Here is a 25,501-nt window from a genome sequence, read left to right as displayed (position 1 = left end):
AAGGCGAATTTCAAAAAAATATATATTAAACAGTGATTTGCAAAAAAATAATGCTTTCGGCCAGCTATGCATACCCCTTTATCGCTGCGACCATTCCTAGGCTTCTATTTGTGAAGTGAACTTGAACCTGACGTGTCTGCGGTCCGCGTATTTCAGCGAATTTCTCGTGGTCATGGAATCGGCTTAGCCGAGAAAGGGGGGCAAACCAAACAGAAGACTTTCACTGCCGCGCGAGTGTCCAGTTTGACACCTTGTGCGCGTACTCTGTTTTCAACCGCGCCTGTAGCCGCTTTGTAGATGAATGGCGGCCCGGTGCTTCAGTAAAAGTGGAAAATTTTATGAGACGCCAACCCAACCAAACAACAACCGTGACCACAATTGATGACGTCCAAATCGATAATCTGGACGCCGATTTCGAAACAGATATAGCGGTAGACGAAGCCTATATCGAAGCTGACATCAACGCTCAGAAGCAAAAGCAAGATCAGGACGTTGAAAACTCTGCGAACAACTCTGATTCACAAGGACAAGATCAGTCACAGCGTTCTAAAAATGATAACGACAATGACAACGCGCAAGATCAGGATCAAAATCAGAAGCAGCAGCAGCAAAACACCAATGGTGGTGAAGACAATAATGATAATGACAACTCTAACAATAATGCGGTCAACATTGACTTCGGTGGCGGCGAATGGATTCCCCGCGATGACGATCAGGTAGACTTGGATCTGGGCGACAACGCCAGCGTTGGTGATGTAATCACCGCCGGTCGCGACCTGAATTATGATCCCGGTGATGATCTGAACCTTGATATTTCGCTGGATGGTCCTGGCAACGATATGTCGTCGATCAACAATCAGCTGGCAAGCTTGGAAGACAACGATCAGTTGGATAATGCCGAAGTTGGTAACTACGGAGAATTCAAGCAAAACGGTGATGCCAATGGTGGCGAAGCCAACGCTGCGGAAGGTATTAGTTCCAATGCAAATGGTGCAGCTTCCGGAAAAGGTGGAACCAGTTATGGCGGTGAAGCTGTAGGCGGCAAGACCATTGGTAGCGACGCTTACGGTGAAGGCGGAGACACTGGTGACGCTGATGCCCATGCCAAAGGTGGTAGCGGTGGCGATTCAGGTAATGCTGACAATGCAAGCACCGGCAAAGCCAAATCCAATTCGAACGCTGATGGTGAGAGCATTGGCGGGTACGGTGGTGACAGCACCAGCGACTCGAATGCTGACAACAACACCGACAGCGATAACACGACTGATGGCGAAGGCGGAGATGGCGGCTATGCCGATTCCGAAGGTGTAGGCAAAGGCTATGGTAAGGCGTACAGCGAGTCCGATGCCGATGCTGACGGTGGTGATGCTGACTCAGAGTCCAGCGCCAAAGGCAAGGGTGTAGCGGATAACGACGCAGATGCATCTGGTGCAGATGGTGGCGACGGCGACTCGAATGCGGATGGCAACGCTGATAACGACAGCGACAACAACACCGACGCCAACGACAATGACGGCGGTGACAACACAGCTGACGGAACAGGAACTGGTACTACCGATAGCGACGCTTCAGGCGACGGCGGCGATGGCTCGGGTGGATTCTCGCGCCTAGTCGAAGAAGCAATCGCGCGCCTCCAGCAGGAAATCTCTGAAAGCGGCCGTGGTGATGCAGATGCCGACACCGGTAATTCCAGAGCTGATTCTGGCAGTGGTTCATCCACCGGTGGAGACGGAGACGGCGGAGACAACAACGGAAGTTCAGCAGCTGATGCCGATGTTCAAGGTTTAGGTGATCAAGACGCTGAAGGCCCAAGTGTCGATCAGACATCTGGTGATGTTGACGGATCGGCTGCCAACGCAAGTGATGCGGACGCTGATGGTGGTGATGGTGGTTCGAACGCTGCCAACGGTTCCGGTGATGGCACGGGCACAGGTACTTCAACGGCTGATGGTGATGGTGGTGCAGGTGGAACTGGTTCTGCTGCATCGGATTCAAACGCCAGTGCTGCTGGATCTGGTGCTTCCGAGGCCACAGGTGGTCTGGGTGGTGCATCAGATGTATTCTCAGAGACCGACACTGATGGTTCTGCAGATAGCCTCGCTGAGGCGATTGCCGGATACGGCGGTGCATCTGCATCGGACAATGACTCGGATTCGTCCGCAACGGGCAATGCCACTGGTACCGCATACAGCGGTGATGGCGGTGCAGGTGCTGCTGGTACTGCAGCAGGTGGAACTAGCGGCGCGTCAATGGTTGACGTCATGTCTGGTGACACAATGGGCGGCAACACGACAGGCGGAAGCGCAGCCGGTGCCTATTCGGGTGACGGCGGTGCCGGAGGCCATGGCGGTGATTGGGGTTCGAATAACGGTGGCGATGGCATCGTGACCGGTGAATCCTACGCCTCGGCCGCTGCCGTAGTCGATACGAACGCCTTCAACCAATCGATCGTACAGGGTGCCAATGTGCTAGGTAACTCAGTCGATACGACCATGGTTGGTGGTTCGATGACCTCGTCCTACGCAAGCGACGACACTGACGTCTAAGACAAAAAATCGGGGGCCGCATTATCGGCCCCCGTTCAATGAAATCGCCGGGGCCACGCAATGTGGCCTCGGCCCAGAAAATCCCGAACCGGAAATTTAAGTCGGCAAGGGGGTAAGGGATCATCGAAATGTCATTCGATAGTGTTACCGAAAAGATTGCACACTTTATTGGATCTTTTGATCTTACGATTGAAAAAGCCCGGTTGAGGGATCAGTACGAAGAGTTCACCGCCATGCGGCGCAAGGCGGAACTGGACGAACTGGAAGAACCCGCAAAGATCCGGATCAAGGCAGATCTTGAATTGGACCCAGGCAAATATGGTCCGCTTTCCTATCGGTTTGACACCCCCCCCGCCACTCCTGAACTTCCACCCCCAACCGACGGCCCTGAATTTGAAACGGTCGTTGTACTTGAACCACCACTCTCAGACGGTCTGCCGTTACCCGAAGCGACAACCGGCCTAGGTGCAACGTTTGTGATCGAGCAGCAGCTGGAGATTGTGACAGAGCTTATCGGGTCTGCTGTGACCTACACGTTCCAGACGATTTTCCTGCGCGACAATGACGTTGTCGGCGAGGGAGATTTCCGCGATGTCGATCAGTTGATCGCATTGGCCGAGGCGGCTGCGCAGGTCGCAGCATCGATGCACGCGTTTGCCGTGCCCTCGTTCTCGATCTCGGACTACTTGTCGGTTGAATACGTCGAGTCTTTGGCCGAAGCGATGTTGGCCCCGATCAATGTCGAAGTTGAAGGCGCAGTTGTTTATCAGTTCCACGGCGAAGACGCGATGGGCGTGATCGTCAATGGTGAGTATGTGGACGAAGCCCCGGAATGGGAAGATCTTCTGCCTGCGCATCATAGACCGGACGAGGAAGAAGAAGACGAAACGCCCGATATGATGCCCGCCGAATGGGATCAGGACGAGGAAGACGAATTTGCCGAAGGTCACACGGTGATCGCAGGCGGCAACCTTGCGATCAACGAGATGAACGCAACTGTGGCTTGGGTCGATGCGCCTTATATTGCGGTCGGTGGAAAAGCAATCGAACTGGCCATGGTGAGCCAGGTCGCCGCTGTATCTGACACCGACAAGGGCACGAATGGCGGCTCGGGCACCAATGTGGTGCACTCGTCGACGATCGAGGTCGAAGGCAACTCAGCCCCTTGGCTTAAGAAAGGCTCAAGTGGAGACGATGCCCCGGCATATGTGCATGTTGATTGGATTACGACCGATCTGATCGTAGCAAATTTTGTCAAGCAGGACATCGATGCAACGGATATCGATCATATTGATGCCGAGATTAGCGCGACGACCACGCTGTATGCGTTGGGTGACAACGAGTTGATTGATGTCACCAATATTCTTCAACTTGGCAGTTATTATGACCTGATCATGATCGAAGGCGACATGATATCGGTCGATGCGTTTGTCCAGACGCACGTATTATTGGATGACGATGTGGTGATGGGCGGATTGCCCGGACCCATCGATGGATCGGACGAAAACCTGGTTATGAACGAGGTTTCTCTCAAGAAAGAAGGCGAAGATACGTATCAGGCGATGCACGACTCCATGGCCGACGCCATGACCATGGGCGAGGACGACATGGCAGCGCTGGAAGAGGCGCTAATGAACGATCCGATGTTTGCTGGCATGGAGCAGATGCGGGTCCTCAAGATCGATGGATCGCTGGTTCAGGTCAACGTAGCCGAGCAATCGACGATGCTTGCCGATCAGGATGACGTATATCTGAATGGTCCCCACGCGGACGAGACCGAGGTTCTGGCAGGCAGCAATGCGATGCTGAACGCCGCCAATGTAACCAAGGCCGGCGTGGATTCGGTTGTTATGGCTCAGGATGGGGCATTTTCTGACCTGCTATTGCATCAGGCAAGCCTGCTTGACATGCCCACGAATGAGGACATCGCCGAGTTGACCAACGAGGCAATCGCCGCCATCATGGAAGAGGCGGGTATGCCAGGTCACGACAATGGCATTGGACCTAACGGTAACGATCTCACGCCAAGCGAAATGGCGAATTCCTCTGATGGCCTGCAGACCATGCTGGCCTAATATTTCCTGATTTACGAGTGACCGGAAGGTTAGTTTATGTCGATCGTTTTTTCGTCGCGCCGCACCCGTTTTGCAAGTCCATTGGACCGGCACGGAGGCGGAGGCCCATTGACCCTGGAACCCCGAAATCGGGTAGCAAAACCAAATGAAAGTAAACTTGCAAAAACAGCGTCCCGCCTGCGTTTGACAAGTGATATGCAACTGGCGGAACCCGAAACCAAACCAGAGACCCCGGAAGCAAGTGACACTCCGGTTGCCGGGCCCGCGAAACGATCGCGGCAATTAGAAGCGCCTCAGGCGACGACACAACCGGATGATCCGGGGCAGACCCAGGCAGAGCAGTTGGATCAAACATCACAACCGCGCGCTGGTTCTCCCCTTCGGCGCGCGTCGTCGCGGCCCGCGCAAGATAAGGATCCTGCGGGTGGCGACACTGGGGTGGCCGATACCGAAGCCCCCGATTGTGAAACCGCCGACCAATCGACTGCACGCATGACCCCCTCTGCGCCGTCGGATGGTAAAGACCGCATGGGCACCACGATCGAGGCCAAGGCCAACCAACCCTTGCTGCGCCCGGGGACGGGTGGTGGCGATGGCAAGGGGCCACCCCAAACATTCCACAAACGCACGCCGCCTGAGGATTTCCAGAAGACGCTGCGTACCTCACTGCGCGCCATCTGGCGCAATCTGGCTTTTGTGCTGGTACTGACCTGCGCGACCAACGTCCTGATCCTAGCGATCCCGATCTACCTGTTTCAGATCAGTGACCGGGTTCTGACTAGTCGCTCGCTGGATACGTTGATCATGCTGACGGCAATCGTTGCCGGAGCAGTCATTTTTCAAGCCGCATTTGATGCCGTTCGTCGGTTCATGCTGATGCGTACAGCGGTCGAGGTCGCCGCCCGTCTTGGGGCCCCGGTTCTTAGCGCTGCGGCCCATGCCTCGCTGCACGGCAACGGACGCGAATATCAGACACTTGGGGATCTGCAACAGGTGCGGGGCTTTCTGGTCTCGGGCACTCTGATCTCATTTCTGGATGTACCATTTGCACCGCTGTTCATCCTGATGATCTTTCTGGTGCATCCGCAACTTGGGATGATTGTGGTGACGACCGCTGTGATCCTGATGATTATCGCGCTGATCAACCAGAAAATGACTGCCAAGCCCTTCGCCAAGGCCAACCAGGCGCAATCCCTGGCGAACCAGCATCTGGATTCAATGTCGCGCAACAGTCAGATCATCAACGCTTTGGCGATGATCCCCGAGGCAGTGCGCATCTGGGGGCGTGACACCGCACAATCGCTGACATGGCAGGTCAAGGCGCAGGATCGCAACGTGATCTTCGCGGCCATTTCGCGTGCCGTCCGTCTTTTGACGCAGATCGGCATTCTGGGCTGGGGCGCCTTTCTGGCCCTTCAAGGTGAAATTACCGGCGGTATGGTCATCGCCGCCTCGATCATCGCGGGGCGGGCTTTCGCGCCGATCGAAGGCTCGATTGAGGGTTGGAATACCTTCCTGCTGACGCGCGGCGCTTTTGGGCGGATCAAGGCTCTGCTGTCGAACTCGGCCCTGCAATATGAAAAACTGCGCCTACCACGGCCTGAGGGGCGGTTGGATGTCGAACGCCTGCTATATGTCCCAGGCGGCACCAAGCGGGTGGTTCTGAACGGAATCACCTTTGCGCTGAACCCGGGTGAAACTCTGGCGATCATCGGGAATTCAGGCGCGGGGAAAACGACGCTTGGCAAAACGCTGGTGGGTTCGATCCTGCCGACCTCGGGCAGTGTGCGGCTGGACCTGATGGATATCCGCAACTGGGATCCCCGCCAGTTTGGCGAAAATATTGGCTATCTGCCGCAAGACGTACAGCTGTTCCCCGGCAGCATCAAAGACAATATTGGCCGGATGCGTGCCGATGCCACGGATGAGCAGATTCACGATGCCGCCGTTTTGGCCGACGTGCACAACATGATCGCAACGCTGCCGCAGGGGTATGAGACTGTTGTGGCCGCCGACGGCTCACCTCTCTCAGGTGGCCAGAAGCAGCGTATTGCTTTGGCGCGTGCCTTCTTCGGCAACCCGCGTTTGGTTGTTCTGGATGAGCCGAACTCGAACCTCGACGTGGCGGGTGACAAGGCGCTTGCGCGTGCGATTGAGCAAGCAAAGGAAAGCAAGATCACCGTTGTGGTGATTACGCAAAAGCCGACTCTGTTGAATGTTGTCGACAAGATCATGCTGCTGACCGATGGGCGCGTGGCGCTGTTCGGGCAGCGCGAACAGGTGCTGGAACAGCTCAACGGGCCGCGCCAGCAACCGCCCGAAATACAGGGCAAGGGGGATTAAGCGATGAACGACGTGGCACGCACCGATGAAGGCGGTCTTTGGTACTCTGAGGTTCCGCGCTCGATCACCAAATTCATCGTGATTGGCTTTATCATGCTTATTGTCTGTTTTGGCGGCTTTGGCGTCTGGTCCTTCCGTGCACCTCTGGCCGCTGCAGTCATCGCGCAAGGCAGCTTTGTCGCGACCGGTCGCAACAAGATCGTGCAGCATTTGGAAGGCGGTATCATCGAGAACATACTGGTCTCGGAAGGTGAATCTGTTCAAGCCGGACAGATCATGATGACTTTGGATCAGACCTCGGCCGAGGCGAGTGAACGCGAATTGTTCATTCGCAAACTTCGCCTTCAGGCCATGACCGAACGGTTGCTGGCTGAGCATAGCGAACAGGAAACCCTCGTGTTTTCGCCCGGATTGATCGAAGCATCGGACGACGTCGAGGTCATGACGATCCTCGACAATCAGAAACTCAGCTTTGATGTATCGCGAAAGACGCTGCTGAACGATATTGCTTTGCTGCAGCGCAACATGGAGGCGTTGAAAATTCGTGCGTCAGGATTTGAAGCACAATTGGTCAGCATGGAAAGGCGATCAGAGATTCTCGAGGAAGAATACGAGACCAAATATTCGTTGTTTGAAAAAGGATTAGTGCGCAAAGGTGATCTGAATACGATCCGCCGGGTGCAGGCCGAAGCCGAAGGTCAACTGGCGCGTTTGCGCGCAGAAACGGCTGAGGTAAACCAGATGCTGCTGAAGTATGAAGAGCAGATTCTGCGCACCCGCTCAGCCTACCGCGAGGCTGCGCTGGACGAGTTGGGCGTTATTGAAGCCGATCTTGAAAGTGTGCGTGAAAAAGCCCGTCAGGCCCGTAGCGTTCTGGCCCGTGCCGTTGTGCGTGCACCGGTGACAGGCACAGTGGTGCGACTTCATCACCACACGCCGGGCGGGGTGATCGAAACTGGCGAACAGATTGCTGAGATTCTGCCCGCCGATGCGCCATTGATCATCGAAGCGCAGATCCCGCGTACCGAGATCGACAGCGTGGTCACCGGGCAGATCGCGACGGTGCGCCTAGTCGCGCTCAATCAACGGACAACCCCAGTGCTTGAGGGCGAGGTCTATTACGTCTCGGCTGACTCGCTTGTCGAGGATTCTGCCGGTATGCCGCAAGAGGTCTATCTGGCGCGCATTTCTCTGACCACGGAAGAGATGGGTCGCGTGCGGGGCTTCGTGCCGACACCCGGAATGCCCGCCGAGATCATGATCCAGACCGAGGAACGCACCTTTGCGGCCTATATCGCCAAGCCGGTGGTTGACAGTATGTCGCGTGCTTTCCGCGAACATTAAGCGCCTGAGTCTCTACACCTTCAATTTTCTGCATGTTAGCCTTTCACGGATTCATTTCCTGGAGGGGCGCAAATGCCATTGACGGTCAAAGACATGATGCAAGCTGCAAACGCGGTGGTTGAGCGTATCGATGCCAGCCGGGCCAAAGAACTGATCGGGCAGGGTGCCCTGTTGTTGGATATTCGCGATGCGCCTGAACTTGAAAGGACAGGGCGCGCGGTCGGCTCGCATCATATCCCGCGCGGGATGTTGGAGTTTCGGGCCGATCCCGAGCTGCCTTCCCATGACGCGGAACTGCGCAAGGACCGGGTGATCATCCTGCATTGTGCATCGGGTGGCAGGGCGGCGCTGGCTGGGAAACTGCTTAAGGATATGGGGTATTTACACGTCTACAATCTGGGCGGCTTTGCGGATTGGGTGAATGGCGGCGGCGAGGCGACCGGGCCAATGGATCGCGGGATGTAGCTACATATCTGACCCAAATCAAAGTCACACATATTCCGTTGCTGTAATGTAAAGGCCAGAAGCTTAAACACAGGATACTGGCCATGATACGCCTAGCAGCCACGCTTTATTCTTTGATCGCCACAGCCATCGCGGGTTCTGCCGTGATTGCGGTCCTAGCGGTTGGAATGGTGACCTGGATGGCCATCGTTTCCGCCGCAGCAGCAGGGGCGGTTGTTGCCGCGCCGGTGTCGTGGCTGGTGGCAAAACGCCTGTATCAAGGCGCTTGATTAAGCGTTAAAGAAGGTCCTGACTGCAGCTTCGAATTCGCGGGGTTTCTCGGCGTGCAGCCAGTGCCCCGCACCGGGAATTTTGGCGAAGCGAGCTGCAGGAAACAGGGTGCGAATCTGCTCTCGGTGTTCGGGCTGCACATAATCTGATGCTGCGCCGGACAGGAACAGAGCAGGGCCGTCCCAATGGGTCGAAATCTCGGGGAAGCCCATGATCTTTGGCATTTCGCTGGCCAGTACATCTAGGTTCAGCCGCCAGCGGCCTCCCTCAACATCCAAAGACTGCGTAAAAAAGCTCTGCAGCGCCTTTTCGACGCCCAGATCGGCCAGCTGTGCTTCGGCATCTGAACGACGCTGAACGCGGGACATATCGACCGCCCGCATTGCCTCGATGAATTGAATCTGGCTGTGGCTGTATGCCACTGGTGCGATGTCTGCGACGACCAGCTTGCGCACCAGATCGCCATATTCCAGCGCCAGCACCATCGAAGCTTTTCCACCCATGGAATGCCCGACGATATCGGCGATGCCGCCAACGCTGTCGATGACCTTTGCCAGATCATGCGCCAAATCCGGGTAGCCATGCTGAGCATCCCAAAAGCTGTAGGCGTGATTGCGCATATCGACCGCGATCACCTGTCTTTCGTCCGACAGTCGCCGCGCAATGACTCCCCAGTTGCGCGCCGAACCATAGAGGCCATGCGCTATCAGCAGGGGCGGATGATCGGTCGGGTCGCCATGGATGATCGTATTCAGCATGCTCCTGTGATACGCGTCACCGCGCGGAACAACCAGCCCCATTGTCGCCGGTGTGACGCGCGGCTACATTGTCCCGTCAGGAGGCGCCAATGACGCAGGAAATCGATATCCAGACCCGGATCGCAGAGACCATTCGGTTGCTGCGTAAAAAGCTTGGCGTGAAAGACAAGACCCTGATTGCCTCGGTCCGGCGCGCAAAGCGGCGTTTGCCGCGCAAGGTCTATAAACAGGCCTTGGTTCTGGCAGAGGCCGAGCAGATGGCCGAGCATCCCAAACTGCGGATGGTTTTGGATATGCCCCGGCTCGAAAAAGCGTCGGACGAGGTGCAAGGCCACCTAAACGCGATCAATCTGGCAGATCGACGTTGGGGATGGTTCCTGAGCTTTCTTGGTTCGCTTGCGTTGGGCCTGATCGTGTTGGCGGCGTTGGCTGTGTTCGTACTACGATGGCGCGGGTATATCTGACCGCTGCACGCCTCAAAGAAAAACGGCGCCGATCAGGGCGCCGTTTTCTGTTCTAAGATCCGTATTGGATCAGAGATTCGGATAAAGCGGGTAGCGCGCGCAAAGTTCGGCGACTTCGGCTTTGACTTTGGCTTCGACCGCACCGTTTCCGTCTTCGCCATTTGCGGCCAGACCGTCGACCACTTCGATGATCCAGTCTGCGATTTGGCGGAACTCGGCCTCACCAAAACCGCGGGTGGTTCCGGCAGGCGAGCCCAGACGGATACCGCTGGTGATCGTCGGCTTTTCGGGGTCGAACGGCACACCGTTCTTGTTGCAGGTGATATGTGCCCGGCCCAAAGCTTTCTCGGTTGCGTTGCCTTTAACGCCTTTGGGGCGCAGGTCGACAAGAACCACATGGGTATCGGTGCCGTGGGTCACAGTGTCCAGGCCACCCTTGATCAGCTGATCTGAAAGGGCCTGCGCATTCACAACGACCTGCTTGATATAGTCCTTGAACTCAGGACGCAGTGCCTCGCCAAAGGCAACGGCCTTGCCAGCAATCACATGCATCAGCGGACCACCCTGAATGCCCGGGAAGATCGCCGAGTTTACCTTTTTGGCAATCGCTTCATCATTGGTCAGGATCATGCCGCCGCGCGGGCCGCGCAGGGTTTTATGCGTGGTGGTGGTGGCCACATGCGCATGCGGGAAGGGCGAAGGGTGCGCGCCTGCGGCAACCAGACCGGCGATATGGGCCATATCCACATGCAGATAGGCGCCGACCATATCGGCGATTTCACGCATGCGGGCAAAATCGATGACGCGCGGGATGGCCGAGCCTCCGGCGATGATCAGCTTGGGGTTATGTTCCTTTGCCAGCGCTTCGATCTGATCATAGTCGATCAGGTTGTCCTGCTTGCGCACGCCATAATGTACCGCGTTGAACCACTTGCCTGACTGGTTCGGTGCCGCACCATGGGTCAGGTGACCACCTGCATCCAGCGACATTCCCAGAATGGTGTCACCGGGCTTGATCAGCGCCTGAAATACACCTTGGTTCGCCTGCGATCCCGAATTCGGTTGGACGTTGGCAAACTCACACCCAAACAACTGCTTGGCACGGTCGATAGCCAGGTTCTCGGCAATGTCGACGAACTGACAACCGCCATAGTACCGGCGGCCCGGATAACCTTCGGCATATTTGTTGGTCATGACCGAGCCCTGCGCCTCCATCACGGCGGCAGAGACGATGTTCTCCGAGGCGATCAGTTCGATCTCGTCGCGCTGGCGGCCCAATTCAGATGTGATCGAGCCGAACAGCTCGGGGTCACGATCCGCGAGGGACTGGGTGAAAAATCCGTTGTCACGAAGATTGGCGTTCATGTGCGCTCCGCATGGCTGGGGTGTATCTGGCGGATTTCCTATCGGAAACGACGTGTGTCAGAAAGGTTGTAAAGCGACGAAATGGCCCTCTATGGCGTCAACTCTGGCCTATTGCGGAAAGGTATGTTTGTTTCGGAACCAAATGTGCAGCACTGGAAACTATAAAACATGACAAAGAGAATCGCCTTTCTGGCCAGCGATGCCAAGGTTGCGCAGACCGCCCGGGATGCGCTTGTGGCGCGCTACGGAAATGCAGCGCCGAGAGACGCAGATGTTGTGGTGGCGCTGGGTGGTGATGGCTTCATGCTTCAGACGTTGCAGGGCGTCCAGCACTTGGACAAGCCGGTTTACGGAATGAATCGCGGTACCATCGGGTTTCTGATGAACGAATATGCCGAAGTTGATCTGATGGCCCGGCTAGCAGAAGCAGAGGAAGAAGTCATCAATCCACTGGCGATGACTGCAATGGACCAGGCGGGCCAAAAGCACCAAGCACTTGCAATCAACGAGATTTCGCTGCTTCGCGCAGGGCCGCAGGCAGCGCGGCTGCGGATCAGCGTGGATGGGCGGGTACGTATGGCCGAACTCGTGTGTGATGGTGCATTGCTTGCCACGCCGGCGGGTTCAACCGCATATAACTATTCCGCTCACGGACCCATTGTACCCATTGGCGCGGACGTTCTGGCATTGACGCCAATCGCCGCGTTTCGCCCCCGGCGGTGGCGTGGCGCCTTGCTGCCGAAAGTTGCGAAAGTCAGATTCGATGTGATCGAGGCTGACAAACGCCCGGTTATCGTTGCGGCCGATTCCATATCGTTTCCGGATATCGATTGGGTCGAGATCAGGTCTGAGATTGCGATCCAGCATCGTATTCTATTTGACCCTGGCCACGGCCTGGAAGAACGATTGATCTCCGAACAATTTACTTAAATCTCAGCGTGTTGATCATTTTTCCACCGCTTGTGTGAACCAGTTCACATGCAACGCGATAAGGGTTTGTTAACTTCAAGTTGCCCGGAGAACACGCCGAGGTGGAAGTGAGTGGCCATCTAAAGGTGTTTTCGAATGGTTGCGCAGTTTTCGCGCTGGCGAGGGTGGGTGGTGCTACGCTCGTCATCTTAATCCGGGCATATTTTAGTATGCGGACCCCGGGACAAAATCCCGGGGTCTATTTCATTTGTGAGGCCTGAGTGAAGATGTCTCAGGTTTGCGTGCTCATTCGATCCCACAGAATCGGAGCCATCTGCCCCACACGCGCTTCGATCGCGACCGCTGCATCCACCGCCATATCCTCACGCCAGCGTCGAGCAGCAATCTGAACATTGATCGGTTGCGGCCCATTCGGCAATTCGGCCAAGCGTGCGGGAACGCTGGCGGCGGGCAGCCCGAGGAAATTCATCGCATAAGAATAGACTGCGCATCCTAACACCTCATGAACGCCTTCGGCGCCTTCGGTATCACGATCGGGTCTGAAGAACGGTTGCGGCAGGAATGGAGACAGGACCAAAGGATATTCCTGCATGAATAGCGACCATTGGCGCGCATAATGGCTGCGTTGCGCCAACGCCTGAATCAGTTCGTCGCCTACGATCGGAGGAAACTCCTGAAAATAAACCTCGAAAATATCACGAATGGTTTGAGACCCGGCTGCCTCGATATCGTTTTTCATCAACGTCAGCACTTCACCCATCAGCGCGCGATAGCCGATGCGCCCGCATTCGAACACATCCGGCGGATCAATGTCTTCAACTATATATCCGGCATCTACCAGCGCCTCCCGAGCAGTACTTAGCGCTTTGTCCACTTCGGGATGCAAAGCGTATTCGAACGTATTTTTGGTGAACGCAACTTTGATTGGGACGTCCGGCCCCGCGCCGCGCCAAGGCATTGGCACATGGAAGGGGTCGCGGGCGTCCGGGGCGATCAGGCTGGGCATCGAAAGGTGCAGGTCCTTTGCGCTTCTTGTGATCAAGCCCTGTACCGACATCGATTGTGCCAGCATCCCGCGTTCCACCTTCTGGCTGGGGTTCCAGGCCGGTACGCGGCCCAGCCCCGGTTTCACTGTAACCGCACCATTGGCTGCAGCAGGGAACCGCAAGCTACCTCCGATATCGTTGCCATGAGCCAGTGCGCCGATGCCCGCCATGACCGCAGCCCCCGCGCCCCCGGACGACCCACCGGGCGAGATATGGCGGCCCCAAGGATTGTGCGTGCGCCCATGAAGTGGATTATCCGTGTCAGCGCGGAACGAGAATTCGGGCGTGTTGGTCCGCCCGATGACAATGGCCCCCGCATTGTGCAAGTTTAAAACCACCGGGGCGTCATCAGGGGCAATGACATCCTTCAAGGCAACCACACCATTTGTAGTGGCATGGTTCTTCTGGTCGACATTCACTTTTATGGTCACGGGGACCCCGTGCAGCGGCCCAACCGAGGCACTATTGCGGCGCGCCTTATCAAGCGCAGATGCACGCTCTAACGCTTCTGTGCCCAGATCGTCCACGACAGCATTCAGCGAGGGATTTACCTGATGCATCCGCTCCAATGCATCACTGATCACCTCTTCTGCGCTCAACTCGCCAGCTTGGGTCAGCGCAGCCAATTCTGTTGCATCAAAACGCCAGATATCGCCCTGTGTCATGCTCGTCCTCCTCACCTCAAACTGAGGTGAGGAGGACCCAATGACAAGCCCCGCAATCGCAAAACGGATCCAACCTTCATCTGGCCAAAAACATCTCGGAGCGCGAGGCAGAGCCTCGCACACGCGCGACAGCGCAAATCGATTGCGCCGTAAGGCGCTCCGCTTGATCGTACCGTGAAATTACTGCGCGTAGCCGATAGTTTGCAGGGCCACCGTGATCTCGTCCAGAATTGCTGGGTCATCGATTGTGGCAGGCATTTTATACGCCTTCCCATCCGCGATCGACACCATCGTACCACGCAGGATCTTGCCCGAGCGTGTCTTGGGCAGACGATCCACCACCACTGCTTTCTTGAACGCAGCGACTGGGCCGATTTTGTCACGAACCATCTGGACCACATCGGTTACCACCTCCGCGTGATTCCGGTCGGATCCGGCATTCAGGCACAGGAAACCTACGGGCATCTGGCCTTTCAGTTGATCAGAAACCCCAATCACGGCGCATTCTGCCACATCGGGGTGGGCGGCCAACACCTCTTCCATCCCGCCCGTCGAAAGTCGGTGCCCGGCGACGTTGATCACGTCATCGGTACGGGCCATGATATAGAGATACCCATCTTCGTCGATCATGCCCGCATCACCGGTTTCGTAATAGCCGGGAAAATGCTCAAGGTAGGATTTTCTGAAGCGCGCCTCAGCATTCCATAGGTTTGGCAATGTGCCTGGCGGAAGCGGAAGTTTGACTGCGATCGCGCCCAACTCGCCCGGTTTCATAGGATGGCCGCCTTCGTCCAGAATCTGAACGTCATAGCCCGGCATAGGCTTGGCAGGTGATCCCAGCTTGACCGGAAGCTCTTCGATTCCGAGCGGGTTGCCAGCGATGGTCCAGCCAGTTTCGGTTTGCCACCAATGGTCGATGACCGGAACTTTCAGCGCATCCTGCGCCCAGATGATCGTATCTGGATCAGCCCTCTCTCCTGCAAGATACAGAGCCTTAAGGCAGGATAGATCGTAATTCGCCATCAATTCTGCATTTGGGTCTTCGCGTTTTACGGCACGAATGGCAGTTGGGGCAGTGAAGAAGCTTTTGACCTTGTGTTCGGATATCACGCGCCAGAAAGTTCCGGCGTCAGGTGTTCCGACGGGCTTGCCCTCAAAAACAATCGTCGTGTTGCCGTGGATCAGCGGGGCATAACAGATATAGGAATGGCCAACGACCCAGCCGACATCCGAAGCCGCCCAGAACACATCTCCCGGATCGACATTGTAGATGTTTTTCATCGTCCAGTTCAGCGCGACCAGATGGCCGGCAGTCGGGCGCACGACGCCTTTGGGCGCACCAGTGGTGCCGGATGTATAGAGGATATAGGCTGGATCATTGCCGCTGACTGGTACACATTCTGCGGGCTCCGTACCGTATTGGAATCCGTGCCAGTTGACGTCGCGACCCTCGATTAGTTGTGCGACTTCCTGCTCGCGCTGGAATATTACGCAAAACTCGGGTTTGTGGGTGGCCAGATCGATCGCGCCATCCAGCAGAGGTTTGTAGTGCACAACGCGTCCCGGCTCCATCCCGCATGAGGCAGCGATGATCGCCTTGGGTTTCGCATCGTCGATACGTACGGCCAGTTCGTTGCTGGCAAAGCCGCCGAATACCACTGAATGCACTGCTCCTAGCCGGGCGCAAGCCAGCATTGCCTCCAGCGCTTCGGGGATCATAGGCATGTAGATGATGACGCGGTCACCTTTCTCAATACCTTTTGCACGGAGCGCGCCAGCCAGATTAGCAACCCGATTGCGCAACTCGACGTATGAGATTTCGCGTTTGGTATGAGTAATGGGGCTGTCATAGATGATCGCGGTTTGCTCACCACGACCATTTTCCACATGGCGATCAACCGCGTTCCAGCACGTATTTACCTTGGCATCACTGAACCATTCGTAAAGAGGCGCATTGTCGTCAAACAGAGCTTTTCTGGGCGCTTGAACCCAATCGATCCCCTTGGCTGCATCCATCCAGAATGCTTCGGGGTCGTTCTTCCAGCTCTCGTAGACGTCCTGATATGCCATAATGGCCTCCTCCCAAATTCCTTGTGCTATGTGTTAGGCATCGTGGATGTTTCGAGCAAGCGATGCGCATAACGGCGCGTCAGTTTATCGCAAAATCTTTGCAGAACCTTGCAGTTTGGCTTGCAAATTTTTGCAAATCCTCTGATCTGAGCAGACTTCTGAGCGTCATATGTAAGGATTTGCAAATCTGCAAATTTATTGCTGCAAATGTGCTGGCGCTAAAAGAATCAAACCGGGCACCTAATCTGGTGCCCGGTCATGTATACGTAATGATATTGGCGCTGGGCTTATCCGTAGTGCGCGACTGGCGTACCTGCGATGGCCGCCATGTTCAGCAGTCCCCTGGCCGTAATCGAGGGCGTTACGATATGCGCCTTGTTTCCCATTCCCATGAGGATTGGACCTACCTCAAGCCCGTCCGCTTTCATCTTCAGGATATTGCGCACACCGCTTGCCGCATCCGCATGGGCGAAGATCAGGACATTTGCAGAGCCTTCCAAACGCGAGTTCGGGAAGATACGTGCACGCAATTCAGGATCCAAAGCCAGATCAAGGTTCATCTCGCCTTCATAGCTGAAGTCGCGTGGCTCGGAATCGAGAATTTCAAGCGCAGCCCGCAGCCGCTTGCCTGATCCCTCGGCCTGATTGCCGAATTGCGATTGCGAACAAAATGCGATCTTGGGTTCCAACCCGAACCGCCGCACGTGACGAGCAGCTCCAATGGTGGATTCGGCAAGTTCTTCTGGTGTTGGCAATTGTCTTACATGCGTGTCTGCAATGAACAGAGGGCCATCTTCCAGAATCATCAGCGAAAGCGCGCCATGCGGGCGCAAATCGCCATCATCCAGAACCTGTTCGACATAGTTAAGATGCCAGCGATACTCACCAAAAGTGCCACAGATCATGCTGTCTGCCTCACCGCGATGCACCATGATTGCTGCAATGGCGGTGTTGTTGGTGCGCATGATGGCTTTGGCCAGATCCGGAGTGACCCCCCGACGCTGCATTATTTGATGGTACGAATTCCAATAATCGTAGTAACGGGGATCGTCCTGAGGGTTCACGATTTGAAAATCCTGCCCCGGTCGTACTGTCAGGCCTAGCCTTTCGCAACGTGCGCTGATCACGTCCGGTCGCCCGATCAGGATCGGGGTTTCCGTGGTTTCTTCCAATATCGCTTGCGCAGCCCTTAAAACACGCTCGTCCTCCCCTTCTGCGAAGACAATTCTACGCGATGCGACGGCTGCGGCTTCGAACACTGGCCGCATCAACAGTGCAGATTTGAACACGGTCTGGTTCAGGCGCTCTTTGTAGGCCTCGAGGTCATCAATGGGTCGTTTTGCGACCCCGCTCTTCATAGCAGCCTGTGCAACCGATGACGAAACGACCCCCACTAGGCGCGGGTCAAAGGGTTTTGGGATCAGGTAATCTGGACCAAAAGTCAGCTGCTCACCCTTATAGGCCGCCGCGGCTTCGGCGCTGGTCGTCGCGCGGGCCATGTCGGCGATGCCGTCGACGCAGGCGATCTGCATCTCGTCGTTGATTTCAGTCGCGCCCACGTCCAGGGCACCTCGGAAGATAAACGGGAAGCACAACACGTTGTTCACTTGGTTCGGAAAGTCGCTGCGACCGGTCGCAATGATCGCGTCAGGGGCAACTTCGCGCGCCGCCTGTGGCAGGATTTCCGGAGTGGGGTTGGCCAGCGCAAAGATGATCGGGGTCTTGGCCATCTTCTCGACCATCTCAGGCTTGAGCACATTTGGTCCGCTCAAACCCAGAAACAGATCGGCACCTCCGATCACATCATCCAGAGTGCGCAGATCGGTTTTCTGTGCAAACTGGTCTTTGTGGGGGTTCATATCCTCGGCGCGGCCTTCATAGACCAGCCCGTGAATGTCGCACAGCCAGATATTCTCACGTTTAACGCCGAGCTTAACCAACATGCTGAGGCAGGCGATCCCGGCAGCACCGCCGCCGGTCGAAACTACTTTGATATCCTCGAAGCTCTTTCCTGCCACATACAGGGCGTTTTTAGCTGCGGCACCAACAACGATTGCCGTGCCGTGCTGATCGTCATGAAACACCGGGATGTTCATCCGTTCCCGGCACAGTTTTTCGACAATAAAACAATCCGGTGCCTTGATATCTTCAAGGTTGATCGCGCCAAATGTGGGCTCCAGAGCACAGACGATATCTGCCAGCTTTTCTGGGTCAGGCTGATCCACCTCGATATCAAAGCAATCGATGCCTGCGAACTTTTTGAACAGGACGGCCTTGCCTTCCATCACCGGTTTCGAGGCCAATGCGCCTATATTCCCAAGGCCCAGAACTGCGGTGCCGTTTGACACAACTGCAACAAGATTGCCGCGGGCCGTGTATTTCTCAGCATTGGCGGCGTTGTCCTTTATCTCAAGACTGGCTTCGGCGACGCCTGGCGAATATGCCCGCGCAAGGTCCCGACCATTTGCCATTGGTTTGGTTGCCTTGATCTCAAGCTTTCCGGGCTTTGGATGCGCATGATAGTCAAGCGCGGCCTGTCTCAGGTTCGGTGTGTCAGACATCGGTAATACAACTCCGTTCCAATATTCGTTTGATGGTTAAACTATTTCTCAGCGCTTGGCTATGTCGCCTCGGACCGCAGTCAGAGACAGGCCTCACGGATACGTTAACGAAACGTTGGTTGAGAGTTGCTGCATCGTTTTTATGTACAGCCAATTCCGGGGAACCTGACGGACACCAGAAGCGGCGGACCTTATCATGCGTCATGAAGACAAAGCTTGTGCTAGTGCGCAATTTGCCAACCCTTCAATCAGGATTGGTGCCAATCGGAATGTCTTCTTTGTTGTGCTTGTTTCGGCGGTTTCATTTCTTTGCGTCGTTGTGACTTGGCACCAACCGGCAGCAACTTTCATCCAAGAAGGCGGGTTGATTGAGACGATATCGGCCACTGCGTTACTGGCTGCCGGTTTGGTCGCGTTGGTACGCTTCCGAGGCGTCTTGCGGCTTTACATCGCGGTGGTCTGCCTGCTGTTGGCCGAGCGCGAATTGGAGGCGGAGGTGTACACAGAAGGCAGCGCGCCTTTCGTGGTGCTAAACTGGGTTGATTTATTGCTTGATGTGACTGCAGTAAGGATCGTTTTGGCTGCGATCGTCATTGGTGGTTTGCTCTGGCATGGGATACCCTACGGAATTAAGGCACTGAAGATCCGCGCGCCTTTTTTGATGATTTTTTTCCTGGCTGGAAGTGTTGCGGTGCTGGCTCAGCTTCTTGAGGAAATCAGCGGATTGTTCGAAGAATACCTTTCGGTTGCGATGGCTGCACGTTTGTTCGTGATGGAAGAAACGCTGGAGATGTACTTTTCGATTGGTATTTTGGCTGCTGTTCTGATCGGATGGCCAAAACCAAAATCCGAAGAGAAACAGAATGACCAGCAATACCGGAGACTCCCTCACGCGCGCTGAAATCCGACTGCCGACGCAGGAACTGCGCAACGATATCCCGTTTTATACCAAGGTACTGGGGATGCGGATGGATATGATCTATCCGGCAGATGACCCTCGGGTTGCCGTGTTCTCTGGTCACGGTCTGCGCTTGCGGATCGAGAAAGATGCAGCTGAAGCGGCGGGAACGTTGCGCATTCTGACAAACGATCCAGATGGTTTTGCCGAGGGGCAGCGCAGCCTTGTCGCGCCGAACGGCACCCGGATCGAGATTGACGAGTTGAACCCGCCGCTTGTCATGCCGAACACGGTGCACTCATTTGTAGTCCGTAGGCTCAAGGATCAGGCGCCGTGGATCATAGGGCGGGCAGGGATGCACTATCGCGATCTCGTGCCGGACCGGCTGGGCGGATCGATTATCGCCAGCCATATACGTATCCCAGATGGCGGTCCTGTGCCTGATATGGTGCATTTCCACAAAGTCGGATTTCAGCTGATATTCTGCATCCACGGCTGGGTCGATGTGGTCTACGAGGATCAGGGCGACAAGATGCGCCTGACGGCAGGCGATTGCTTTATTCAGCCGCCTGAAATCCGCCACCGCGTGCTGGAAGCGTCAGACAACGTTCAGGTGATCGAGATTGGTGTTCCAGCCGAGCATGTCACGGAGATTGATCATGAGATGGAACTGCCCACCCCGCATTTCCGTCCGGATCGGGAATGGGATGGGCAGCGGTTCGTTTACAATCAAGCCAATGATGCCGACTGGGTGCCATTCCGCTTGCCCGGTTACATCTGCCGTGACACGACGATTGCCGAGAATACCAAAGGCGTGGCGGGCGTTCAGGTCGTGCGCCGGGGCGAGGGTAACCCTCAATGGGCCAGCCACGACACCGACATACACTTTACCTTCGTGATGACCGGCGAGGTGACTCTTGAGGGTGAAGGGCGCGAGCCCTATCGGTTGGAACAAGGCGATGCCTTCGTCATCCCGCCGGGAATGCGAACACGGCTGTCAGACCCCTCGCAGGATGTGGAACTGCTTGAGGTGACTTTACCGGGGACCTTCAATACGACGTTGGGTTAGGTCCAAGAAGAAGTGGATAATGGCGTCAAGGGGGCTTCAATTCCCCCGTCGCTTTCCAGTAGGGTATGATATTCTGACCAGATGATCAAAAATTGGGATTCGCCATGTCTTTGAAAGATGCAGCTTTGGCCGTTCGGGAAAATGCCCACGCGCCTTATTCGAATTTCAAGGTCGGGGCGGCGATCCGGTCCAGTTCAGGTGTGATCTATTTTGGCTGCAATGTCGAAAATATTGCTTACCCCGAAGGTACGTGCGCCGAGGCCGGGGCAATCGCGGCAATGGTCGCCGCTGGTGAAAAAGAACTGACCGAGGTCTACGTGGTCGCCAGCAGCCCGCAGCCGGTGCCCCCATGTGGTGGATGCCGTCAGAAACTGGCCGAATTCGGCAATGGGGATGTGGTCGTTACGATGGCGACGGTTGATGGTCTGGAAACCAAAACCACGATTGCCGATCTATTGCCCGGTGCGTTCGACGCGTCGCATATGGAGGATGTCTGACTTCATGGATGCGCGCTCGATCATCGCCAAACTTCGCCGTCAGGAGGTGCCAACTGGTGACGAACTAATGTGGTTCGCGCAAGGCCTTGCCGATGGTGGCGTCAGTGACGCGCAGGCCGGGGCCTTTGCGATGGCTGTCTGTATGGGCGGTCTGGGGGCCAATGGGCGGGCTGATCTGACTGTCGCCATGCGCGACAGCGGCGAGGTGCTGACGTGGGATTTGGACGGGCCGGTGGTCGATAAGCATTCGACCGGTGGGGTCGGCGATTGCGTCAGCCTGCTGCTTGCCCCGGCTTTGGCGGAATGCGGGGCGTATGTGCCGATGATCTCGGGGCGTGGTCTGGGCCATACCGGGGGCACTCTGGACAAGCTCGAGGCCATACCGGGAGTGACCACTCAGATCGGGCAGGCGCGACTGACGCAAGTGCTGAAAGACACCGGGGCAGCCATCGTGGGGGCAACGGACCAGATCGCCCCTGCGGACAAGCGGCTGTATGCGGTGCGCGATGTGACGGCGACGGTGGAGAGCCTTGACCTGATTACGGCATCAATCCTGTCCAAGAAGCTGGCGGCTAGCCCGGATGCGTTGGTTCTGGACGTTAAGGTGGGCAGCGGCGCGTTCATGAAGACGCTGGATGAGGCACGCAATTTGGCACAGGCCTTGACCGAAACGGCTAATGCCGCTGGATGCCGTACATCCGCAGTGATCACCGACATGAGCCAGCCCCTCGCTTCCGCACTTGGCAATGCGCTGGAAGTGGCCGAGGTGATGAAAGCTTTGACCAGCGGGCAGGGATCACCTTTGGCGGAAATCTCGGCCGAGTTGGGGGGCGTTCTCATGGCGGATGCCGGTATGTGCGCTTCGGCAGAGGAAGGGAACGCCAGAATAACCCAAGTGATCCGCGATGGCCGTGCAGCCGAACGGTTCGGACGCATGATGGCTGCCGTGGGTGGACCGGTGCATTTCGTTGACACATGGGATCGGTTTTTGCCGGAGGCCAATGTGATCCGGGAAGTTCACGCTCCGCATGGCGGATATGTCTCGTCTATTGATGGCGAGGCGCTGGGCCTCGCAGTCGTGGCCCTAGGCGGTGGGCGCCAGATCGAGAGCGATGAGATTGATCCGGCGGTTGGCCTGTCGGGCATTCTGAGGGTCGGAGATAAGGTGACCAAAGGCGCTCCGTTGGCGGTTGTTCATGCGGGGCGCGAAGATGCAGCGCAACGGGCTGCCGCGGTGGTGCTAGATGCCATCGCGCTGAGTGACGAACCGGTAGCACAGCCGCCTCAAATCCATGAAAGGATCAGCGCATGAGCCGCGCTTTCCTTGTGGTAATGGACTCGGTTGGTATCGGCGGCGCGCCGGATGCCGATCAGTTTTACAACGGCACCAAACCCGATACAGGCGCGAATACATTGGCCCACATAGCACAAGCTTGTGCCGAGGGGCGCGCGGAAGAAGGGCGGAGCGGACCGTTGCAACTGCCCAACCTGGATGCCTTGGGGCTGGGGGCGGCGACCCGTCTGGCCTCGGGCGCACCGACGCCGGGGCTTGAGGCTGCGCCCACGGGGCTTTGGGGTTGCGCCCGTGAACACTCACCCGGCAAGGATACGCCTTCGGGGCATTGGGAACTGGCAGGTTTGCCAGTGCCATGGGATTGGCACTATTTCCCGGACACCCGACCCGCTTTTCCCGAAACCCTAAGTATAGCCGCTGCCAAGGCCGCAGGGACCGACGGTATTTTGGGCAATCGCCATGCCTCGGGGACGACGATCATCTCGGAACTGGGGGCCGAGCATATACGTACCGGCTGGCCGATCTGCTACACGTCTGCCGATAGCGTATTCCAGATTGCTGCGCATGAAGACAGCTTTGGGCTCGACCGCCTGCTGGATATGTGCCGCACCCTTGCGCCGCGCTTGCACGAGATGAAAGTGGGCCGCGTTATCGCCCGACCGTTTGTCGGAACGCCCGAAAAGGGGTTCACCCGGACAACCAACCGCAAGGATTTTGCCATCGTTCCACCAGAACCCGTTCTGACGAATTGGGCACAGGATGCCGGTCGCCGTGTGCATGCGGTGGGCAAGATTGGCGATATATTTTCAATGCAGGGGATCGACACGCTGCGAAAGGGTTCGGACGCAGAGTTGATGCACCACCTTTCGGACCTCGTTGATGAGGCGGAAGAGGGTAGTCTGACATTTGCAAACTTTGTCGAGTTCGACAGTCTGTATGGCCATCGGCGTGATATCAGCGGCTATGCCCGCGCGCTGGAATGGTTCGATCGTGAAATCGGAGTGATTGCGCAAAAACTGCGCCCCGGTGATCTGATGCTATTGACCGCAGACCACGGCAACGACCCCAGCTGGAGCGGCACTGACCACACCCGTGAACAAGTGCCCGTGCTGATCGCAGGGCAGGGCACGGGCGAGATCGGTCCCGTGAACTTTGCCGATATCGCCGCCAGTATCGCGCACCATCTGAACATACCGGCGCAAGGGCCGGGAAGGACTTTTATATGACAGTCGCTGACCTGCCTAAGATCGAATTACATTTGCACCATGAAGGCGCCGCTCCGCCTAGCTTCATACGCCAACTGGCCCATGAGAAACGAGTGGACCTGAGCGGGATATTCAAACCCGACGGCTCTTATGATTTCCGCGACTTTGCCCATTTCCTTAGCGTTTATGAGGCTGCGTGCGAGGTGCTGAAAACACCTGAAGATTTCCGCCGCCTGACGCTGGCCATTCTGGAAGAGAGCGCCGCGAATGGTGTGGTGTATTCCGAAACATTCCTTAGCCCGGATTTCTGCGGCGGTGGCGATTTGCATGCATGGAAGGATTACCTGACTGCGATTCAGGACGCCGCAGACGAGGCCGAGCGCAAATTCGGGATCACCCTGCGTGGTGTCATCACTTGCGTGCGCCATTTTGGACCCGAGCAAGCCAAGGCCAGCGCCCATTGTGCGGCTGAAACCGCAGGTGACTGGATTACCGGATTTGGTATGGGCGGCAACGAATCCGTCGGAACGCAGGGCGATTTCAAATGGGCCTTTGACTGCGCGCGCGAGGCTGGGTTGCGATTGACGACCCATGCCGGTGAATTTGGCGGTCCAGAGAGTGTTCGGGATGCTGTCCGTGATTTGGGGGTCGAGCGCATAGGCCATGGCGTTCGCGCCATCGAAGACCCGGATCTTGTGTACGAGTTAGTTGACCGGGGCATAACGCTTGAGGTCTGCCCGGGTTCAAACGTGGTACTGGGCCTGTTTCCTGATTTTGCCGCCCATCCCATCGCGAAATTGCGTGATGCAGGCGTCAACGTCACGGTATCCACTGACGATCCTCCGTTTTTTCATACCACGATGCGGCGCGAGTATGAGATGCTGAATGCAGCGTTCGGCTGGCAAGCCGAAGATTTTGCTGCCCTGAATGAAACAGCCCTGAACGCGGCCTTTTGCGATGAAGAGACCCGCGCGCGGGTCAAGAAAAGACTGGAGACATCATGAGCGATCACCTGACCGTCGTCGACCACCCACTGGTGCAGCACAAATTGACGCTCATGCGGGACAAAGGCACCTCAACCGCTGTGTTCCGGCAGTTGCTGCGCGAAATCACGCTTTTGCTGGCTTATGAGGTCACCCGCGAGATGCCGCTGACCACCCGCCATATCGAAACCCCGATGGAAGAAATGGACGCTCCCATTCTGGCGGGCAAGAAATTGGCGCTGGTATCGATCCTGCGGGCCGGAAATGGGATGCTGGACGGCGTGCTGGAGCTTATTCCCTCTGCCCGAGTGGGGTTCGTGGGGCTTTATCGGGATGAAGAGACGCTGAAGCCGGTCCAATACTATTTCAAAGCTCCCGAGGGTTTGACGGACCGTTTGGTCATTGCTGTTGATCCGATGCTGGCAACCGGCAACAGCTCGGCTGCGGCCATTGATTTGCTGAAAGAGCAGGGGGCGAAAGATATCCGCTTTCTATGCCTGCTGGCTGCCCCCGAGGGCGTCGCGCGCATGAAAGAGGCGCACCCAGATGTCAAAATCGTCACGGCCGCGCTGGATCGTGAGCTGAACTCAAAGGGTTACATTATGCCTGGACTAGGTGACGCTGGCGACCGGATGTTCGGGACCAAATAGGTG

The 25,501-nt window shown here is 56.6% G+C and carries 20 protein-coding genes; 15 read left to right on the top strand and 5 right to left on the bottom strand.

What is annotated here, in order from left to right; all coding sequences use genetic code 11:
* The first annotated feature begins 338 nt into the window (after window positions 1-338).
* The 6 genes from ACR0MP_RS09035 (at window position 339) to ACR0MP_RS09010 (ending at window position 9,042) form a co-directional block, all read left to right on the top strand.
* Entirely contained in the window at window positions 339-2,546 is a 2,208-nt protein-coding gene (locus ACR0MP_RS09035) for an MSCRAMM family adhesin (RefSeq protein WP_170401336.1), read from the top strand.
* Window positions 2,547-2,674: 128 nt separating this feature from the next.
* A complete protein-coding gene (locus ACR0MP_RS09030) occupies window positions 2,675-4,621 on the top strand; it encodes a type I secretion protein (RefSeq protein ID WP_480886415.1) in 1,947 nt (648 codons plus the stop codon).
* Between the two features lie 36 nt (window positions 4,622-4,657).
* Window positions 4,658-6,964, top strand: coding sequence for a type I secretion system permease/ATPase (locus ACR0MP_RS09025; RefSeq protein ID WP_170401332.1), 2,307 nt, complete (start codon window positions 4,658-4,660; stop codon window positions 6,962-6,964).
* Between the two features lie 3 nt (window positions 6,965-6,967).
* Complete coding sequence (locus ACR0MP_RS09020; protein WP_170391969.1) at window positions 6,968-8,308, top strand: HlyD family type I secretion periplasmic adaptor subunit; 1,341 nt, start codon at window positions 6,968-6,970, stop codon at window positions 8,306-8,308.
* Between the two features lie 72 nt (window positions 8,309-8,380).
* Complete coding sequence (locus tag ACR0MP_RS09015) at window positions 8,381-8,773, top strand: rhodanese-like domain-containing protein (protein ID WP_170420870.1); 393 nt, start codon at window positions 8,381-8,383, stop codon at window positions 8,771-8,773.
* An 83-nt stretch (window positions 8,774-8,856) separates the two neighbouring features.
* A complete protein-coding gene (locus ACR0MP_RS09010) occupies window positions 8,857-9,042 on the top strand; it encodes a hypothetical protein (RefSeq protein WP_170391965.1) in 186 nt (61 codons plus the stop codon).
* Here the strand turns inward: ACR0MP_RS09010 and ACR0MP_RS09005 are convergent, their stop codons facing one another.
* Window positions 9,043-9,801: an alpha/beta fold hydrolase gene (locus tag ACR0MP_RS09005; RefSeq protein ID WP_170401328.1), complete on the bottom strand. Its 759-nt coding sequence runs from the start codon at window positions 9,799-9,801 to the stop codon at window positions 9,043-9,045. It lies immediately after the preceding gene.
* An 89-nt stretch (window positions 9,802-9,890) separates the two neighbouring features.
* On the opposite strand from ACR0MP_RS09005, the gene ACR0MP_RS09000 reads away from it, so the two are divergent.
* Window positions 9,891-10,265: a hypothetical protein gene (locus ACR0MP_RS09000; RefSeq protein ID WP_170391953.1), complete on the top strand. Its 375-nt coding sequence runs from the start codon at window positions 9,891-9,893 to the stop codon at window positions 10,263-10,265.
* Between the two features lie 69 nt (window positions 10,266-10,334).
* Here the strand turns inward: ACR0MP_RS09000 and glyA are convergent, their stop codons facing one another.
* Window positions 10,335-11,630, bottom strand: coding sequence for a serine hydroxymethyltransferase (gene glyA, locus ACR0MP_RS08995; RefSeq protein ID WP_170391950.1), 1,296 nt, complete (start codon window positions 11,628-11,630; stop codon window positions 10,335-10,337).
* A 168-nt stretch (window positions 11,631-11,798) separates the two neighbouring features.
* Here glyA and ACR0MP_RS08990 point away from each other — a divergent pair, with 168 nt between their 5' ends.
* On the top strand, window positions 11,799-12,560 hold the full coding sequence (locus ACR0MP_RS08990) for an NAD kinase (RefSeq protein ID WP_170391948.1): 762 nt from the start codon (window positions 11,799-11,801) through the stop codon (window positions 12,558-12,560).
* 271 nt (window positions 12,561-12,831) lie between these two features.
* Here ACR0MP_RS08990 and ACR0MP_RS08985 read toward each other — a convergent pair whose 3' ends face one another.
* The 3 genes from ACR0MP_RS08985 to ACR0MP_RS08975 form a co-directional block, all read right to left on the bottom strand.
* On the bottom strand, window positions 12,832-14,271 hold the full coding sequence (locus tag ACR0MP_RS08985) for an amidase family protein (RefSeq protein ID WP_170735448.1): 1,440 nt from the start codon (window positions 14,269-14,271) through the stop codon (window positions 12,832-12,834).
* A 180-nt stretch (window positions 14,272-14,451) separates the two neighbouring features.
* A complete protein-coding gene (gene prpE / locus ACR0MP_RS08980; protein ID WP_170732896.1) occupies window positions 14,452-16,341 on the bottom strand; it encodes a propionate-CoA ligase PrpE in 1,890 nt (629 codons plus the stop codon).
* Between the two features lie 287 nt (window positions 16,342-16,628).
* Window positions 16,629-18,902, bottom strand: coding sequence for an NADP-dependent malic enzyme (locus tag ACR0MP_RS08975; RefSeq protein WP_170401318.1), 2,274 nt, complete (start codon window positions 18,900-18,902; stop codon window positions 16,629-16,631).
* Window positions 18,903-19,098: 196 nt separating this feature from the next.
* Between ACR0MP_RS08975 and ACR0MP_RS08970 the strand changes: the two genes are divergently transcribed.
* The 7 genes from ACR0MP_RS08970 to upp all read left to right on the top strand — a co-directional run bounded on the left by ACR0MP_RS08970 (window position 19,099) and on the right by upp (window position 25,498).
* A complete protein-coding gene (locus tag ACR0MP_RS08970; RefSeq protein ID WP_480893731.1) occupies window positions 19,099-19,803 on the top strand; it encodes a hypothetical protein in 705 nt (234 codons plus the stop codon).
* Entirely contained in the window at window positions 19,766-20,869 is a 1,104-nt protein-coding gene (locus ACR0MP_RS08965) for a cupin domain-containing protein (RefSeq protein WP_480886410.1), read from the top strand. The genes ACR0MP_RS08970 and ACR0MP_RS08965 overlap by 38 nt, the downstream gene beginning before the upstream one ends.
* Window positions 20,870-20,973: 104 nt before the next feature.
* Window positions 20,974-21,366, top strand: coding sequence for a cytidine deaminase (locus ACR0MP_RS08960; RefSeq protein ID WP_170391936.1), 393 nt, complete (start codon window positions 20,974-20,976; stop codon window positions 21,364-21,366).
* Window positions 21,367-21,370: 4 nt separating this feature from the next.
* Entirely contained in the window at window positions 21,371-22,678 is a 1,308-nt protein-coding gene (locus tag ACR0MP_RS08955) for a thymidine phosphorylase (protein WP_480886522.1), read from the top strand.
* On the top strand, window positions 22,675-23,886 hold the full coding sequence (locus ACR0MP_RS08950) for a phosphopentomutase (RefSeq protein ID WP_170401312.1): 1,212 nt from the start codon (window positions 22,675-22,677) through the stop codon (window positions 23,884-23,886). The genes ACR0MP_RS08955 and ACR0MP_RS08950 overlap by 4 nt, the downstream gene beginning before the upstream one ends.
* Entirely contained in the window at window positions 23,883-24,869 is a 987-nt protein-coding gene (locus ACR0MP_RS08945) for an adenosine deaminase (protein ID WP_170401310.1), read from the top strand. Before ACR0MP_RS08950 ends, ACR0MP_RS08945 begins: the two co-directional genes overlap by 4 nt.
* On the top strand, window positions 24,866-25,498 hold the full coding sequence (gene upp / locus ACR0MP_RS08940; protein ID WP_170391930.1) for a uracil phosphoribosyltransferase: 633 nt from the start codon (window positions 24,866-24,868) through the stop codon (window positions 25,496-25,498). Before ACR0MP_RS08945 ends, upp begins: the two co-directional genes overlap by 4 nt.
* The last annotated feature ends 3 nt before the right edge of the window (window positions 25,499-25,501 follow it).

The organism is Ruegeria sp. K3, from assembly GCF_056531845.1.
This window is presented reverse-complemented; position numbering and strand designations above follow the sequence as displayed.

Coding starts and splice junctions, on each gene's coding strand:
- ACR0MP_RS09035 (WP_170401336.1), top strand. CDS start 339: ATGAGACGCCAACCCAACCAAACAACAACCGTGACCACAATTGATGAC.
- ACR0MP_RS09030 (WP_480886415.1), top strand. CDS start 2,675: ATGTCATTCGATAGTGTTACCGAAAAGATTGCACACTTTATTGGATCT.
- ACR0MP_RS09025 (WP_170401332.1), top strand. CDS start 4,658: ATGTCGATCGTTTTTTCGTCGCGCCGCACCCGTTTTGCAAGTCCATTG.
- ACR0MP_RS09020 (WP_170391969.1), top strand. CDS start 6,968: ATGAACGACGTGGCACGCACCGATGAAGGCGGTCTTTGGTACTCTGAG.
- ACR0MP_RS09015 (WP_170420870.1), top strand. CDS start 8,381: ATGCCATTGACGGTCAAAGACATGATGCAAGCTGCAAACGCGGTGGTT.
- ACR0MP_RS09010 (WP_170391965.1), top strand. CDS start 8,857: ATGATACGCCTAGCAGCCACGCTTTATTCTTTGATCGCCACAGCCATC.
- ACR0MP_RS09005 (WP_170401328.1), bottom strand. CDS start 9,801: ATGCTGAATACGATCATCCATGGCGACCCGACCGATCATCCGCCCCTG.
- ACR0MP_RS09000 (WP_170391953.1), top strand. CDS start 9,891: ATGACGCAGGAAATCGATATCCAGACCCGGATCGCAGAGACCATTCGG.
- glyA (WP_170391950.1), bottom strand. CDS start 11,630: ATGAACGCCAATCTTCGTGACAACGGATTTTTCACCCAGTCCCTCGCG.
- ACR0MP_RS08990 (WP_170391948.1), top strand. CDS start 11,799: ATGACAAAGAGAATCGCCTTTCTGGCCAGCGATGCCAAGGTTGCGCAG.
- ACR0MP_RS08985 (WP_170735448.1), bottom strand. CDS start 14,271: ATGACACAGGGCGATATCTGGCGTTTTGATGCAACAGAATTGGCTGCG.
- prpE (WP_170732896.1), bottom strand. CDS start 16,341: ATGGCATATCAGGACGTCTACGAGAGCTGGAAGAACGACCCCGAAGCA.
- ACR0MP_RS08975 (WP_170401318.1), bottom strand. CDS start 18,902: ATGTCTGACACACCGAACCTGAGACAGGCCGCGCTTGACTATCATGCG.
- ACR0MP_RS08970 (WP_480893731.1), top strand. CDS start 19,099: ATGCGTCATGAAGACAAAGCTTGTGCTAGTGCGCAATTTGCCAACCCT.
- ACR0MP_RS08965 (WP_480886410.1), top strand. CDS start 19,766: ATGACCAGCAATACCGGAGACTCCCTCACGCGCGCTGAAATCCGACTG.
- ACR0MP_RS08960 (WP_170391936.1), top strand. CDS start 20,974: ATGTCTTTGAAAGATGCAGCTTTGGCCGTTCGGGAAAATGCCCACGCG.
- ACR0MP_RS08955 (WP_480886522.1), top strand. CDS start 21,371: ATGGATGCGCGCTCGATCATCGCCAAACTTCGCCGTCAGGAGGTGCCA.
- ACR0MP_RS08950 (WP_170401312.1), top strand. CDS start 22,675: ATGAGCCGCGCTTTCCTTGTGGTAATGGACTCGGTTGGTATCGGCGGC.
- ACR0MP_RS08945 (WP_170401310.1), top strand. CDS start 23,883: ATGACAGTCGCTGACCTGCCTAAGATCGAATTACATTTGCACCATGAA.
- upp (WP_170391930.1), top strand. CDS start 24,866: ATGAGCGATCACCTGACCGTCGTCGACCACCCACTGGTGCAGCACAAA.